The following is a 14,236-nucleotide window of genomic DNA, read 5'->3' on the forward strand; positions in this document are numbered from 1 at the left end:
CCGTGCCGCCTACTTCTTCGCGCTGGCCTTGCTCACGTAGAGCGACAGCGCGGCGATATCGGCCTCGCTGAGCGTGGCCTTGAACGAGGGCATGGCGCCTATGCCGTCGCGCAGTGCGCGCGCCACGCGCGCGGGGTCGGGCTTGAGCTCGTCGAGCACGGGGCCGATGGCGCCCTCGGCACCCGCGTCCTTGAGCGTGTGGCACAGCGCGCAGGCGGGCGTGGCCGTGGAGAACAGCTTCTTGCCCAGGGCCATCTGGGCCGCTTCATCGGCCAAGGCGGGGGCGGACAGCAGGGCGCTGCCGAGCAAAGTGCTGCCCAGCAGGGCGGTGTGGATCAGGTGTTTCATCGTGAACATGGCAATGGGGGTACGGGCCCGCCACGGTCTGGCGCCGTGTGCGGGAAGTGACGGGAGTGAAGAGAAGAGGTGGCGGGATGAGCGCGCGGGCCGTGCTCAGGCCACGGTGACGGTCACGGCGTGGTCGGCCCAGCTGGTGTTGTTGTAGCCACTCTGGTTTTCACCGCGCGTCTCGGGCTGGACCCGGCCGCGCGCGTCGGTGGCGCGGCTGGCCAGCACATGCGTGCCCTTGGGCAGGCGCGCCTGCAGCACGAACTGGCGCCAGGCGTACTTGCCCAGGTCGGGGCCGACCAGGCGCGCGGCCTGCCAGCTCTTGCCGCCGTCCGTGGACACTTCCACGCCCTTGACGGCATCCATGCCGCCAAAGGCCACGCCGTGGATCTGCACCAGGCCGGCGGCCTGCCCGCCGTCCTCGGGCAGGGGCGAGTTGATCCAGGACTTGACGCTCATCTCCTGCACCGAGGGCTGGCTCGGGTCGCCCTTGCTGCCGGGTGGCGAGATGCGGTAGCCGTGGGACATGATGTGGGCCTCGCTCTCGCGCGGCGTGAAGGCCAGCTGCTTGATGTACTTGATGTTGTTCACGCCCGTGTAGCCGGGCACGATCAGGCGCAGCGGCCCGCCGTGGGCCAGCGGGATGGGCTCGCCGTTCATCTCCCAGGCCAGCAGCGCGTCTTCCAGGGCCGCCAGCGGCACCGAGCGCTCGACGATGACGCTCTTGGGGTCCAGCCCCGCAGGCAGCACCTCGCCGCCCGTGCCGGTCATGTAGAGACCGCCGTCTGACACACCGCCCAGGGCCTTGACCACCTCGCGCACGGGCACGCCGCTCCAGACCACGCAGCCGGCCGCACCCACGGTCCAGGCCGTGCCGCTGGGCTTGCTGGGAAAGAAGGCCCGGCCATTGCCCGAGCACTGCAGCACCATGGCCACGGTCTCCAGGCCCAGGGACTTGAGCTCGCGCACGCTGAGGCTGCGGGGCTGGCGCACGCCCTCCACCTGCAGCTGCCAGGCATCGCGGTCGGCCACGATGGATTCGGGCGGCGTGGGCAGGTTGTTGCGCACATAGAGCTGGTCGCTGGGCGTGATCACGCTGGTGCCGAAGGCGCCGCGCCGCGTCTCTATGGTGGTGGAGCTGTGGACGATGAGGGCATCGGCCTTCTTCCAGCCCGCGTAGCCGGGCAGGGGCTTGGCCGCCGGTGCTGCCGCAGCTGCGGGTGCCTGGGCTTGGGCTTGGGCCAGTGCGCCCTGGTGCAGGCCGGCCAGGCCTGCGGCGGCCAGTGCGCTGGCGCTGCCGGCCAGCAGGCTGCGGCGCGCGGGGGAGGTGGGGGATGTCGGCAAGTGGTTCATGGGTGTCTCCTCGTGGTGGTTGTCATGGGGCATCTCATGGGGCAGGGGTGCCCAGGGCCTTGCTGGCCACGGCCAGGGCCTGTTTCTTCTGGGCCACCAGCACCAGCGGCCGGCCCTCGCGCGAGCGAACGACCTGCCAGTGCATGTTGGCCCACCAGCCCTGGCCATCGGCCAGGCGCTGGGGCTGGTCGAAGGCCAGCACGGTGACGATGCCGCCCTTCTCGAAGAAGGTGGTCAGGTGGTAGGCGCGCGTGCCGTCGATGTCGCAGGGCCGCATCAGCTGGGTGTAGCCGGGCAGCTTCTCGCCGGCCGGCAGGTCCATGCGGCGCGCGACCTCGGCCTCGGGCATGAAGCTGCCGCGCAGCGTGCGCTCGTAGTACTCATGCTCGATGGCGGCGCGCACCAGCTCGGGCGGGCGCATGGCGAACACGGCCGTGGCGGCCGAGCTGCCCACCAGCAACGCGGCGATCAGCCGGCGCACGCCGCTGCGCGCATGCCAGGGCGTGTGGCGCAGCAGATGGGCGGGCGGCTCGCCGTGCGGTCCGGGGTCGAAGGCCAGGGCCAGTTCGGCGCGTGCGCGCAGGTCGAAGGCCGATTCGTCGGTCGTGTCCGGGGCAGTCATTTCAAGCCTTGGTATCGGGTGGCGCGCAGTGGGGTGGGGCGCAGCGGAATCACGCTGGCAGTCTCTGGAGCAGGCGCCGGGGCCGCCTGCTCCAGCGCCGCCTTCAGCGCATCGCGGGCGCGTGACAGGCGCGACAGCACCGTGCCCGGCGCAATGTCCAGGGCCTCGGCCATCTGGGCCGTGGGCATGTCGTCGAAGTAGTAGAGCACCAGCACTTCGCGGTGGATGGGCGCGATGCGCGACAGCGCCTTGACCACGTCGAGCCGGTCGTCCAGCGCCGAAGGCGAGGGGGCGGGGGAGGGATGCTGGTCCAGCGCCTCGTCATCGCTGACCAGATGGGCCGATGGCGCAAGGTGCCGGAAGGCATGGCGGCGCATGATCTGGAACAGCCAGGCCCGCGCCATTGCGGCCTCGCGCAGTTGGTGGCGAAAGCGCCAGGCGCTGGTGAAGCAGTCCTGCACCACGTCCTCGGCCAGCGCGCGCGAGCCGGTCAGCGCCCAGGCGCTGCGCAGCAGGAATCGGTAGTGCTCGCGCACCCACTGGTTGTAGCGCGACTCGGCGGTGGAGATCATGCGGCATAAGAGCACGCAGGGCGCCGCCGCATTCCATGGCCTGCCCATCGGCAAACCCTATATCGGATCAGCTATCGCGAAGAGGCGATGGCTCCCTGTCATTCCCTGGTCGGCCGCGATACAGCGCCTGTTCCGACCCTGTGGGCAGCGGAGCCGGCCTGCTGCCCGAAGAACCGTGCCGGAGGCATGCCCACCGTGCGGTGCACCATGGCGCTGAAGGCGCTGGGGCTGTAGCCCAGCTCGGCCGCGATCTGCTGTATGGGCAGGCCGCGCGCGGCCAGGCTCAGGCCATGGGCCAGCACGACTTGCTGGCGCCAGGTGGTGAAGCTGCAGCCCAGCTGCTGCTGGAACAGCCGGGCCACGGTGCGCGGGCTGGCGCCGGTGTCTGCCGCCCAGTCGGCCAGGCTCTCGTGCTGGGTGGGGTCGGCCACCACGGCCTCGCAGAGCATGCGCAGCCGCTTGTCCTGGGGCATGTTCACGCCAAGGTGGACTTCGCTGGCCCGACGCAGTTCTTCCAGCAGCAGGGCGCTCAGGTGGTGCTCGCGCTGCAGCGTGGCGGCGTCGGGTGCGGGCTGGTCATCGCTTTGCTTGGGCAGGGCCGTGATCAGCTCGCGCATCAGCGGCGAAACCTCCAGCACGCGGCAGCGTGCCCAGTCCTGCGGGTTGCAGGCCACGCCGCAGGACGGGAGGTCCGGCAGTACGGGGCCCTGGGCCGGATCGTCCTGCAGCACGTAGATGGAGACGAGATCGGCTTCCTCGACCATGGCCACGGCGTGGACCAGGCCGGGCGGAATCCACACGGCCTTGGACGGCGGTGCGATCAGCGTGCCCTGGGGGGCCGACAGGTGCAGCACGCCGTCCAGCGAGATGGCGATCTGTGCCCAGCTGTGGCTGTGCGGTATGACGCGCGTGCGTGCCGACAGGCGGTGCTGCTTGGCGCGCACGGGGCGCTGGGGCGTGGGCACGAACAGGTGCGGATGCAAGGCCTCCACCGGCTCCATCGGCCGGGCCCTGCGCACCGACCGCAGTGCGGCTGCGGGACAGGCGCTGGGCAGGGTGTCGGCAGAAGTGTCGGCAAGGGTGTCGGCAAGGGTGTGGGCAGTGGTGCCGGGCGTGGAGACAGGCTTTGGCATGTTTGCGACAGAAGTTGGCAGACTATCGCATACAAGACGAAACGCTGCTGCCTAAGATGCGGCCCATGACCGCCTCTTCTTCTTCCATGCCGGACGCCGTGGCTCCGGACCCGCTGCGCAGCGATGTGCGTACCATCGGCCTGATCGGCCTGGCGCATGGTTCCTCGCATTTCTTCCACCTGCTGCTGCCGCCGCTGTTCCCCTGGCTGATCGCCGAGTTCGGCTACAGCTATGCCGAACTCAGCGTGATGGTGTCGCTGTTCTTCGTGGTCTCCGGCGTGGGACAGGCCATGGCCGGCTTTGCCGTGGACCGCTTCGGCGCGCGCCCCATTCTGTTTGCGGCGCTGGGCAGCTTCACCGTGGCGGGCGTGGTCGCCAGCCTGGCACAGGGCTATGGAATGCTGCTGCTGGCGGCCTTCTTCGCGGGCCTGGGCAATGCGCCCTTCCACCCGGTGGACTTCACCATCCTCAACAAGCGCGTGTCGGCCAAGCGCATCGGCCATGCGTTCTCGGTGCACGGCCTGTCGGGCAATATCGGCTGGGCGCTGGCGCCGCTGTTCATGGCGGGCATCACCACGGCCACGGGCTCGTGGCGCCTGGCCTGCCTGTGCGGCGCGGCCCTGGCCGCCGTCATCCTCACCATCATGGTGCTCAACCGCGAGGTGCTGGACGACCGTGCGGCCGATGCCCAGGCCCCCGCGGCGCGCGCCGCTGCGGCCGCCGTGCCGCAGGAGCATCCCATGGCCTTCCTGAAGCTGCCCTCGGTCTGGCTGTGCTTCTCGTTCTTCTTCTGGAGCACCTGCGCGCTCAGCGCCATCCAGAGCTTTGCCAGCCCCGCCATGCAGTCCATGTACGGACTGCCGCTGAGCGTGACGGCGCTCATCGTCACGGGCTACATGCTCTGCGGCGCGGCAGGCATGCTGGCCGGCGGCTTCCTCGTGGGCCGCGTGCAGCGGCTGGAGAAGGTGATCTCCATCTGCATGCTGGGCTCGGGCGTTGCGCTGTTCCTGGTCGGCACGGGCTGGCTGCCGGCCATGGCGGCCGTGGCCGTGGCCTCCATCGCGGGCCTGGGCACGGGCCTGGCCGGCCCCTCGCGCGACATGCTGATCAAGCGCGCCGCCCCGCCCGGCGCCACGGGTCGCGTCTACGGCACGGTGTATTCGGGCCTGGACCTGGGCTTTTGCCTGGCGGCGCCGGTGTTCGGCTACATGCTGGACCACGGCATGAGCCACGGCGTGTTCTACGGATCGGCCATTGCCCTGGTGCTGAGCGTGGTGTCGGCCGTGGTCGTGGGCGATGGCGTGAGCAAGAAGGGTGGCATGGCGCTGAGCGCGGGCTGATCCCGGGTCTCGCTCCCCACAAGGCCCCGCAGGCCAAGGCTTGCGGGGCCTTTGCTTTGGGCGGGGAGATGGGCAAAACAGGCACGGCAATTGCGTGCGCCGTGCGCGGCGCCTGCTATCGTGCAGGCACAACTTTTTCAACATAGGAGACCTGTCCATGCGTTCCGCCTTCGCACCGCTTTCCCTCATGTTCCGCAGCGCCCCGCTGGCGCTGGCCCTTGCCATGGCCGGCCTGTCCGGCAGTGCCCTGGCTGCGCCCAAGGCCGATATCCAGGCGCTGGCGCAAAAGCACCAGCAGCCCTTGCTGGACACGCTGCGCGACCTGGTGCACATCGAGTCGGGCAGCAAGGACATGGAGGGCGTGGAGCAGATCGCCAACTACGTGGCCGGCAAGCTGCGCGAGCAGGGCGGCAAGGTCGAGATCCTGCAGCCCACCGACGTCTACCGGCTGGGTGACACGCCCGAGAAGATCGGTCCCATGGTGCATGCCGAGTTCAAGGGCAAGGGCAGCAGCCGCATCATGCTGATCGCCCACATGGATACGGTCTACCTGCGCGGCATGCTCAAGGACCAGCCGTTTCGCATCGACGGCGAGCGCGCCTACGGCCTGGGCATTGCCGACGACAAGCAGGGCGTGGCCCTGATCCTGCACACCGTGGCCATGCTGCGCCAGCTGGGCTTCGACAACTACGGCACGCTGACCGTGCTGATGAACAGCGACGAGGAAATCAGCTCGCCCGGCGCGCGCAGCACCATCACGCGCATGGGCGCCGAGCAGGATGCGGTCTTCTCGTTCGAAGGCGGCGGCACCGACGGCGGCGTGCGCCTGGCCACCAGCGGCATCGGCGCGGCCTACCTCAAGGTCGAGGGCAAGGCCTCGCACGCGGGCGCCAAGCCCGAGGACGGCGTGAACGCGCTGTACGAGCTGTCGCACCAGCTGCTGCAGATGAAGGACCTGTCCAAGCCCGAGACCGGCCTCAAGCTCAACTGGACCGTGGCCAAGGCCGGCACCAACCGCAACGTCATTCCCGCCGAGGCCACGGCCCAGGCCGACGCCCGCGCGCTGCGCGTGGCCGACTTCACGGCGCTGGAGCAGGCCATGCAGGCCAAGGTGGGCCACAAGCTGCTGGACGCCAGCAAGGTGCAGCTCAAGTTCGAAGTGCGCCGCCCGCCGCTGGAGGCCAACGAGGCCTCGCGCAGCCTGGCCAAACAGGCGCAGACCATCTACAGCGATGAGCTGGGCCTGAAGATGAGCGTGATGGAAAAGGCCACGGGCGGCGGCACCGACGCGGCGTTTGCGGCGCTCAAGGCCAAGGGTGCGGTCATCGAGGGCTTTGGCCTGAGCGGCTACGGTGCGCACTCCAATGATGCGGAGTATGTGCAGCTGAACACCATCGTGCCCCGCCTGTACCTGGCCACGCGCATGATCATGGATCTTTCCAAGTAAGCGTCGGCTATCAGGCTGCACTCCTGCGTTAAGCCAAAGCCAGACGGTGGCTTGAGTCGCCTTTTCTGACCCTGCCGGATGGTTGTTTTTCGAGGCCGGGTTTCGGCCCGGCAGCCGACAGCCCTTTCTTGATTCGCCAGGAAAGGGCAGGTCAAAGAAGGCGACCCGGATGTCCGCGACCCCTGCGCTTCGCTGCGGGCGCGGCCATACGGGAGTGAACAGCAGGCGCCGAGCATTTGCGGACGCAAAAAAGGGCATGCCTTGCGGCATGCCCTGAAGGCGCATCGTGGGGCGCTCTGTGTTCTTTACTGCGAAGAGATGTTCTTGTCTTTCGCGATCTTGCTCCAGCGCGTGAAGTCGGCGTTCAGGCGCGCCTTCATGGCCGCGCCGTCCTGGTAGGTGGCGATGGCGCCTGCGGCCAGCATCTTCTTTTGCAGCTCGGGCTCGGCCAGGATGAGCTTGAGCTCCTGGTTCAGGCGCTGGACCACGGCGGGCGGCGTGTTCAGCGGGGCGATCAGGCCGCCCCAGGTGTCGGCGTCGAAGCCGGGGAAGCCCTGCTCGGCCACCGACTTCACATTGGGCAGCAGCTGCTTGGCCTTTTGCGAGCTGACGGCAATGGCGCGCAGCTTGCCGGCCTGGATGTGGGGCAGGGCCGCGACCACGTCGGCGAACATCACGGCGATCTGGCCGCCGATCAGGTCGGTCACGGCCGGCGCGCTGCCGCGGTACGGCACGTGCTGCATGTCGAAGCCGCCCAGGTCCTTGAGCTGCTCCATGGACAGGTGGCCGAAGCTGCCCGTGCCCGAGCTGGTGTAGTTCAGCGCCGGCTTGGCCTTCTTGGCGTGCTCGATCAGCTGCTGCAGGTTGGTCACGTCCGGCAGCTCGCGCGGGTTGATGACGATGGCCATGGGCAGGTCATAGACCGTGGCCACGGGCAGGAAGTCCTTGCGCACGTCGTACAGGTTGTTGTTGAACAGCATGGGCGCCAGCAGCGCGGGCATGCCGAACATGGACAGCGAGTAGCCGTCGGGCTGCGACTTGATGAAGGCCGCCGTGCCCACCGAGCCCGAGGCGCCGGGGCGGTTGTCGATGACGATGGTCTGGCCCAGGCGCTCGGTCAGGCGCTGGGCGACGATGCGCGCGGCCGTGTCGGTGGGGCCGCCGGGCGGGAAGGCCACGGTCAGCTTGATCAGCTTGTCGGGCCACTGGCTCTGGGCCCGGGCGGCGGGGGCCAGCGTGGCGATGGCGGTGGCGCAGGCGGCGGAAAGGATCTGGCGGCGCGAGGCCTGGAAGGGGGTGGAAGTCATATGTCTCCTCAAGCGGGAAGGGGTGGAAATGAGAGCCGTGGAGCGGTCTGGGTGGGAACGTCTGCGCGCTCTCAGATGATGTTTTTGGCGCGCAGTGCGGCGCGGGCCTGTTCGTCCAGGCCCAGGCGCTGCTGCAGCACCTCGTCGGTGTGTTCGCCCTGGTGCGGCGGCGGGCGGCGCACGGGCAGGCGCTGGCCGTCCAGCGCATAGGGCGGGGCCAGCACGGACTGGCTGCCGGCCTCGCTGTCCTCGAAGCGGTGCAGCAGGCCGGCGTCGGCCGTGCGCTGCGAGTTCAGGGCCTCGAACAGGCCCAGCACCTCGCCGCAGGGAATCTGCGCGGCCGTCAGGCATTCGAGCAGTTGGGCGCGCGTGAAGCGCAGCAGCTCGGCCTGCACCAGCGGCATCAGCAGCTCGCGGTTTGCCGAGCGTGCGGTATTGGTGGCAAAGCGTTCGTCGGCGGCCCACTCGGGCTTGGCGATGACGTCGGTGCAAAAGCGCTGGAACTGGCCGTTGTTGCCCACGGTGATGACCAGCGGGCCGTCGGCCGCCTCGAACACGCCGTAGGGCACGATGGACGGATGGGCGTTGCCGAACTTGGGCGGGTCGCCGGCCTTGAGCAAGGCCTCCATGCCGTAGTAGCTGGTGATCATCAGGCCGCAGTCGTACAGGGCCATCTGCACATGGCGGCCGCGCCCGCTGCGCTCGCGCTCGTAGAGCGCGGCCAGGATGGCCTGGGCCGAGTACATGCCCGTGAACATGTCCACGGCGGCCACGCCGAACTTCAGCGGCCCCTGGCCCTGCTCGCCGTTCATGGCCATGATGCCGGACTCGCCCTGCACCACCAGGTCGTAGCCGGGCCGCGTGGCCTCGGGGCCGCTGCGCGAGTAGCCCGAGATGGAGCAGTACACCAGGCGCGGGTTCAGCTGTGACAGCTGCTCGTAGCCCAGGCCCAGCTTCTCGGCGCCGCCGACCTTGAAGTTCTGGATGACCACATCGCTGTCGGCCGCCAGCTCGCGTGCGATGCGCAGGCCCTCTTCGGCCTGCAGGTCCAGCGTGACCGAGCGCTTGTTGCGGTTGGCGCTGTTGAAGTAGGAGGTGTTGCGCTGGCCCACGCGCACGCCCCAGTCGCGCGTGTCGTCGCCGCGGCCCGGGTGCTCGACTTTGACGACATCGGCGCCCAGGTCGGCCAGCGCCATGGCGCACATGGGGCCGGCCAGCACGCGCGAAAGATCCAGGACGCGCACGCCGTCCAGCGGCAGGGAAGAGGGGAGAGCACTCATGCGAAACCTTGTCGAACCACGAAAACCGCAACGGGCCGGTGATGCCCGGGCAGGCCCGCATTCTTCATTCGTTTATGGACTTTGACAATCGTGCTAAAAAATGGACATTGTGTGTACTGAGGTTTGACAATGGATCTGGGCGGACTGTCCCTGCTGGTGGACATCATCGAAGCCGGCAACCTGAGCCGCGCCGCCGTGCGCCTGGGCATGAGCCGTGCCAACGTCAGCCACCGGCTCAACCAGTTCGAGCGCCAGATCGGCCAGCAGCTGCTGCGCCGCACCACGCGCCAGGTCGAGCCCACCGAGCTGGGCCTGCGCCTGTATGCCCATGGCCGCGCGATACGCCAGGAAGCCATGGCGGCGGACGAGTCGGTGGACAGCCTGGGCCAGAGCCTGCAGGGCACCGTGCGGCTGAGCGTGCCCAGCGGCTACGGCCAGCTGCAGATGTCGGGCTGGCTGACGGAGTTCATGCGCATGCATCCGGGCATCACGCTGGAGGTGATCTTCGACAACGACATCGAGGACCTGATGCAGGGCGCCGTGGACTTCGCCGTGCGCGTGATGACCGAGCCGCCTGAAAGCCTGGTGGCCTGCAAGCTCGGCGATGTGCTCTACGAGGCCTGCGCCACGCCGCAGTTCCTGGCGCAGCATGGCCATCCCGACTCGCTGCTGGCGCTCAAGCGCGTGCCGCTGATCACCTCGGCGCTCACGGGCCAGAAGCTGCGCACGGCGGGCATGAACGGCGCCCGACCCACCGAGCTGCGCATACGCCCGCGCCTGATGTCGCCCAACTTCCACTTCCTGCGCGATGCCGTGCTGCAGGGCCTGGGCGTGGCCGTGGTGCCGCGCTACATGGTGGCGGCCGAACTGGCCAGCGGCGCGCTTGAGCGCCTGCCGCTGCCGCCGGGCAGCCTGGACTTTCTGGCCACGCGCCAGTACCTGCTGTACATGCCGTCCCACTACCAGACGCGGGCCATCACCACGCTGATCGACTTCCTGCGCGAGAAGGCCGCGGCGGAGGGACTCAGAGGCTGAAGATCTTGCCGGGGTTCAGGATGTTCTTCGGGTCCAGCGCCTGCTTGATGGAGCGCATCATCTGCACCGCGCCGTCGCCAGCTTCCTCGCGCAGGAAATCCATCTTGTGGATGCCCACGCCATGCTCGCCCGTGCAGGTGCCGCCCAGCGCAATGGAGCGCGACACCAGCTGGTGGTTGAGCTGCTCGGCGCGCGAGCGCTCGTCCTCGTTGTCCGGGTCGATCAGGTAGCCGAAGTGGAAGTTGCCGTCGCCCACGTGGCCGACGAGGAAGTAGGGAATGCCGCTGTCATCGGCCTCACGCACCGAGTCCAGCAGCGCATCGGCCAGGCGGCTGATGGGCACGCAGGCATCGGTGGTGATGCAGCGGCAGCCGGGGCGGCTGGAGACAGCCGCGAAATAGGCGTTGTGGCGGGCCGTGAACAATCGCGTGCGGTCTTCGGGACGCTCGGCCCATTCGAAGGCATTGCCGCCGAACTCGCCCGCAATGTCCTGCACCATCTCGGCCTGCTCCTTCACGCCCGTGGGCGAGCCGTGGAACTCCATCAGCAGCATGGGCTCCTCGCGCAGCGTGAGCTTGCTGTAGGCATTGACCATGCGCACCGAGTTCACATCCACCAGCTCCACGCGGGCAATAGGCACGCCCATCTGGATGGTCTGGATCACCGTGCGCACGGCGGCCTCGATACTGGGGAAGGAGCAGATGGCCGCGCTCACGGCCTCGGGCAGCGGGTACAGGCGCACCGTGATCTCGGTGACCACGCCCAGCGTGCCTTCGCTGCCCACGATCAGGCGCGTGAGGTCGTAGCCCGCGCTGCTTTTCTTGGCGCGCGTGCCGGTGCGCATCAGCTCGCCGCTGGCCGTGACCAGTTCCAACGCCAGCACGTTCTCGCGCATGGTGCCGTAGCGCACGGCATTGGTGCCGCTGGCGCGCGTGGCGGTCATGCCGCCGATGGAGGCATCTGCGCCGGGATCGATGGGGAAGAAGAAGCCCGTGTCCTTGATGGCATCGTTGAGCTGCTTGCGCGTGATGCCGGGCTGCACGGTGACCGTCAGGTCCTCGGTGTTGACCGAAAGAATGCGGTTCATGCGGCTCAGGTCCAGGCTGATGCCGCCCTCGACGGCCAGCAGATGGCCTTCGAGCGAGGAGCCTGCGCCGTAGGGGATGACCGGCACGGCATGCTGGTCGGCCAGCTTCAGCGCGTCCTGCACGTCCTGCGTGCTTTCGGCAAAGACCACGGCCGCAGGCGGGGGCGCCTGGATGGCGCCCTCGTCGCGGCCGTGCTGTTCGCGCACCGCCAAAGCCGTGGAGCACTGGGCGCCGAAACGCTGGGCCAGGGCTTGGAGGAAGGCTTCGGGGATGGGGCGCTGAGCGAAGTCAGGCTGCAGGCGGACGGGGGCGACAGGGGCGTTCATCGGTGTTCTCCAGGGGGAACTGGAAAGAATACCACCGGCCCTGCCGCCCAACCGTGTGGGTCAGCCGCCAGGCATCCGGGTGTCAGCGCGGCTGGACAGCCTTGCTGAATTCATCGCGCGACAGCGATCCGTTCTTGTCGGCATCGATCTGGGCGAAATTGCTGCTCACGGCGGGCAGGGCCTCGGCCTCCTTCTTGCTGAGCTTGCCGTCCCGGTTGGTGTCGGCGCGGTCGAATGCGGCCTGGACATCGTTGGTGCCAGCGGGGGCGGGGGCACTTTGCACGCCAGCGGCAGGTCCCATCTGGGCGGCGGGAGGCGGGGGCGCGGCAGGTGCCTGTGTCTGCGCCATGGCAGTGACGCTGCCCAGCGAAATGGCCGCGAACAACATCACGCTGCGGATTTCAAAACCAGAGACTTTGCGCAGTTGAGAGGTCATGTGTCGAACTCCTTGTCGAACGTGGAACATGACTGCATTCCACCTGTTGCAGCGCAGCAGGGCCAGCACTTTTGCCGGCTGTTGCCTGCTACAACATTTGCGTGCCGCCTGTAACGCACAATCAGGCGATGGACCGTCACGGGTCCTGCTTTTCACCCCGCACCGCCAAGGAGAACCCCCATGGGCAACCGTTTGACACAGATCGCCACGCGCACCGGAGACGACGGCAGCACGGGCCTGGGCGACAACACGCGCGTCTCCAAGAACAGCGGCCGCCCGCACGCCATGGGCGATGTGGACGAGCTCAATTCCCACATCGGCCTGCTGCTGTGCGAGGCCCTGCCCGACGACGTGCGCGAGCTGCTGGTCGATGTGCAGCACCAGCTGTTCAACCTCGGTGGCGAGCTGTCCATTCCCGGCTATGAACTGCTCAAGGACGACGCCCTGCTGCAGCTTGATGAAGCGCTGGCCCACTACAACGCGCAGCTGCCCCGGCTGCAGGAATTCATCCTGCCGGCCGGCAGCCGCGCCGCGGCCCAGGCCCATGTCTGCCGCACGGTGGCACGCCGCGCCGAGCGCATGGTGGTGGCGCTGGAGCAGGGCGAGGCCATGCGGCCCGCGCCGCGCCAATACCTGAACCGCCTGTCGGACCTGCTGTTCGTGCTGGCGCGCGTGCTCAACCGCATGGATGGCGGCGACGACGTCTACTGGAAGAGCGAGCGGATGGCCCGCGCGCAGTCCGCCGAAGAGTGAACCCGCGCTGAACCTGCGCGAATCCCGCGCCAATTCCGCATTTAGGACGGCCCATGCGCCTGCGCCACATCGAGGTTTTCAATGCCGTCATGCAGACCGGCAGCGTCAGCGCTGCCGCACGGCTGATCAACATCACCCAGCCGGCCGTCAGCCGCACCCTGCAGCACGCGGAGTTGCAGCTGGGCTTTGCGCTGTTCCAGCGCGCACGCGGCCGGCTCACGCCCACCAATGAGGCGCTGGCGCTGTTCCCCCACATCGAGAAGCTGTTCGAGCAGCTCGACGAGGTCCAGCGCCTGGCCGACAACCTGCGCCATGGCCAGGCCGCGGACCGGCTCACCGTGCTCACCGTCTTCGCGCTCAGCCGCGAGGTACTGCCGCGCGCCGTGGCCGGATTTCGGCGCCGCCACCCCCAGGTGCAGGTCCATGTGCAGGCGCTGCACACGCCCCAGGTGGTCTCGGCCCTGCTGCTGCAGGAGGCCGACGTGGGCTTCGTCATCAGCTCCGTGGGCCAGCCCGCGCTGGAGCATGAACTGCTGGCCGAGGTGGACATGTTCTGCGTGCTGCCCAAGGGCCTGCTGCCGCCTTCGCGCGTGCGCGAAGAGGGCATGGAGCTCAAGGACCTGGCCGAGCTGCCCGTGGTCGCTCTCGATGCGCGCGACCCGCTGGGCATGCGCCTGGGCCAGGCCTGCCGCGAGCACGGCGTGGGCCTGTCGCCCGTGGTCACCGTGCAGACCTACCACGCGGCCCTGTCCATGGCCGAGTACGGCCTGGGCGCCGCCATCATGGACGGCTGCACCGCCCTGGCCGCCGACCGCCGCAAGGTCCATGTCGTCCCCCTGCTGCCGCGCATCACGGTGGGCGTCAATGCACTCAGCCTGCCCCAGCGGCCGGGGTCGGTGCTGGCGCGGGCAATGACCGAGGAAATGCGCAAGGCCTTGCGCGAGTTGCTGGCTGGTTGAGGCCGTTCATACAAGCATGCCTGCTGGACTGCGGCTGATGCGCCGTGGTCATTGGCACGATCGATTGTCAAATTCAACTGAATTCTCATGATCGATTGATTTGTTAATGAGAATTATTCACAATCATTACCCGGGATCTGACAACTGCATCGTCATGAAGGAGGGTCATGAGAAATTCAGGAGCTTTGCGTCCGCGCTGGCAGGTCGTTGCCTGGGCATGCGCTGCTCTTGCCTTTG

Annotated in this window: 14 protein-coding genes; 5 read left to right on the forward strand and 9 right to left on the reverse strand. The window is 68.4% G+C overall.

All coding sequences use genetic code 11. The annotated features are described in order from the left end of the window. Positions 1–9: 9 nt before the first annotated feature. From INR38_RS03645 to INR38_RS03665, 5 genes are all read right to left on the reverse strand, one after another. On the reverse strand, positions 10–357 hold the full coding sequence (locus INR38_RS03645) for a cytochrome c (RefSeq protein WP_207442595.1): 348 nt from the start codon (positions 355–357) through the stop codon (positions 10–12). 96 nt (positions 358–453) lie between these two features. After that, positions 454–1,701, reverse strand: coding sequence for a sulfite oxidase (locus INR38_RS03650; RefSeq protein WP_207442596.1), 1,248 nt, complete (start codon positions 1,699–1,701; stop codon positions 454–456). A 34-nt stretch (positions 1,702–1,735) separates the two neighbouring features. Beyond that, positions 1,736–2,323 (reverse strand): hypothetical protein, encoded by a 588-nt coding sequence (locus INR38_RS03655; RefSeq protein ID WP_012201996.1) that lies wholly within the window; start codon positions 2,321–2,323, stop codon positions 1,736–1,738. Continuing rightward, entirely contained in the window at positions 2,320–2,895 is a 576-nt protein-coding gene (locus tag INR38_RS03660; RefSeq protein WP_207442597.1) for a sigma-70 family RNA polymerase sigma factor, read from the reverse strand. The genes INR38_RS03655 and INR38_RS03660 overlap by 4 nt, the downstream gene beginning before the upstream one ends. 98 nt (positions 2,896–2,993) lie before the next feature. Beyond that, positions 2,994–4,028 carry a helix-turn-helix transcriptional regulator gene (locus INR38_RS03665; protein ID WP_207442598.1) on the reverse strand — a complete coding sequence of 345 codons (1,035 nt, stop codon included), beginning with the start codon at positions 4,026–4,028 and terminating at the stop codon, positions 2,994–2,996. A 65-nt stretch (positions 4,029–4,093) separates the two neighbouring features. Between INR38_RS03665 and INR38_RS03670 the strand changes: the two genes are divergently transcribed. After that, positions 4,094–5,368 carry an MFS transporter gene (locus INR38_RS03670; RefSeq protein ID WP_207442599.1) on the forward strand — a complete coding sequence of 425 codons (1,275 nt, stop codon included), beginning with the start codon at positions 4,094–4,096 and terminating at the stop codon, positions 5,366–5,368. Positions 5,369–5,525: 157 nt separating this feature from the next. Continuing rightward, positions 5,526–6,815 (forward strand): M20/M25/M40 family metallo-hydrolase, encoded by a 1,290-nt coding sequence (locus tag INR38_RS03675; protein WP_071953948.1) that lies wholly within the window; start codon positions 5,526–5,528, stop codon positions 6,813–6,815. Positions 6,816–7,120: 305 nt separating this feature from the next. On the opposite strand, the gene INR38_RS03680 is transcribed toward INR38_RS03675, so the two are convergent. Both INR38_RS03680 and INR38_RS03685 read right to left on the reverse strand, forming a co-directional pair. Next, a complete protein-coding gene (locus tag INR38_RS03680; protein ID WP_013799975.1) occupies positions 7,121–8,122 on the reverse strand; it encodes a tripartite tricarboxylate transporter substrate binding protein in 1,002 nt (333 codons plus the stop codon). 71 nt (positions 8,123–8,193) lie between these two features. Then, entirely contained in the window at positions 8,194–9,402 is a 1,209-nt protein-coding gene (locus INR38_RS03685) for a CaiB/BaiF CoA-transferase family protein (RefSeq protein WP_012202002.1), read from the reverse strand. A gap of 129 nt (positions 9,403–9,531) precedes the next feature. Between INR38_RS03685 and INR38_RS03690 the strand changes: the two genes are divergently transcribed. Beyond that, entirely contained in the window at positions 9,532–10,437 is a 906-nt protein-coding gene (locus INR38_RS03690; protein WP_071953945.1) for a LysR family transcriptional regulator, read from the forward strand. On the opposite strand, the gene INR38_RS03695 is transcribed toward INR38_RS03690, so the two are convergent. Together INR38_RS03695 and INR38_RS03700 are read right to left on the reverse strand one after the other, a co-directional pair. Then, entirely contained in the window at positions 10,427–11,851 is a 1,425-nt protein-coding gene (locus INR38_RS03695; protein ID WP_013799978.1) for an FAD-linked oxidase C-terminal domain-containing protein, read from the reverse strand. The genes INR38_RS03690 and INR38_RS03695 overlap by 11 nt on opposite strands. Positions 11,852–11,933: 82 nt before the next feature. Continuing rightward, positions 11,934–12,287: an EF-hand domain-containing protein gene (locus INR38_RS03700; protein ID WP_043823412.1), complete on the reverse strand. Its 354-nt coding sequence runs from the start codon at positions 12,285–12,287 to the stop codon at positions 11,934–11,936. Positions 12,288–12,467: 180 nt separating this feature from the next. Between INR38_RS03700 and INR38_RS03705 the strand changes: the two genes are divergently transcribed. Then, complete coding sequence (locus tag INR38_RS03705; RefSeq protein WP_013799980.1) at positions 12,468–13,040, forward strand: cob(I)yrinic acid a,c-diamide adenosyltransferase; 573 nt, start codon at positions 12,468–12,470, stop codon at positions 13,038–13,040. Between the two features lie 53 nt (positions 13,041–13,093). Beyond that, positions 13,094–13,999: a LysR substrate-binding domain-containing protein gene (locus INR38_RS03710; protein ID WP_012202007.1), complete on the forward strand. Its 906-nt coding sequence runs from the start codon at positions 13,094–13,096 to the stop codon at positions 13,997–13,999. Positions 14,000–14,236 lie beyond the last annotated feature (237 nt).

Source organism: Delftia sp. SD018, from assembly GCF_017355445.1.
Classification (GTDB): domain Bacteria; phylum Pseudomonadota; class Gammaproteobacteria; order Burkholderiales; family Burkholderiaceae_C; genus Comamonas; species Comamonas acidovorans.

Excerpts from the sequence above, each read along its gene's own strand:
- INR38_RS03710 (WP_012202007.1), top strand. The coding sequence starts at position 13,094 with ATGCGCCTGCGCCACATCGAGGTTTTCAATGCCGTCATGCAGACCGGC.
- INR38_RS03700 (WP_043823412.1), bottom strand. The coding sequence starts at position 12,287 with ATGACCTCTCAACTGCGCAAAGTCTCTGGTTTTGAAATCCGCAGCGTG.
- INR38_RS03695 (WP_013799978.1), bottom strand. The coding sequence starts at position 11,851 with ATGAACGCCCCTGTCGCCCCCGTCCGCCTGCAGCCTGACTTCGCTCAG.
- INR38_RS03665 (WP_207442598.1), bottom strand. The coding sequence starts at position 4,028 with ATGCCAAAGCCTGTCTCCACGCCCGGCACCACTGCCCACACCCTTGCC.
- INR38_RS03645 (WP_207442595.1), bottom strand. The coding sequence starts at position 357 with ATGTTCACGATGAAACACCTGATCCACACCGCCCTGCTGGGCAGCACT.
- INR38_RS03655 (WP_012201996.1), bottom strand. The coding sequence starts at position 2,323 with ATGACTGCCCCGGACACGACCGACGAATCGGCCTTCGACCTGCGCGCA.
- INR38_RS03675 (WP_071953948.1), top strand. The coding sequence starts at position 5,526 with ATGCGTTCCGCCTTCGCACCGCTTTCCCTCATGTTCCGCAGCGCCCCG.
- INR38_RS03680 (WP_013799975.1), bottom strand. The coding sequence starts at position 8,122 with ATGACTTCCACCCCCTTCCAGGCCTCGCGCCGCCAGATCCTTTCCGCC.
- INR38_RS03685 (WP_012202002.1), bottom strand. The coding sequence starts at position 9,402 with ATGAGTGCTCTCCCCTCTTCCCTGCCGCTGGACGGCGTGCGCGTCCTG.
- INR38_RS03705 (WP_013799980.1), top strand. The coding sequence starts at position 12,468 with ATGGGCAACCGTTTGACACAGATCGCCACGCGCACCGGAGACGACGGC.
- INR38_RS03650 (WP_207442596.1), bottom strand. The coding sequence starts at position 1,701 with ATGAACCACTTGCCGACATCCCCCACCTCCCCCGCGCGCCGCAGCCTG.
- INR38_RS03690 (WP_071953945.1), top strand. The coding sequence starts at position 9,532 with ATGGATCTGGGCGGACTGTCCCTGCTGGTGGACATCATCGAAGCCGGC.
- INR38_RS03670 (WP_207442599.1), top strand. The coding sequence starts at position 4,094 with ATGACCGCCTCTTCTTCTTCCATGCCGGACGCCGTGGCTCCGGACCCG.
- INR38_RS03660 (WP_207442597.1), bottom strand. The coding sequence starts at position 2,895 with ATGATCTCCACCGCCGAGTCGCGCTACAACCAGTGGGTGCGCGAGCAC.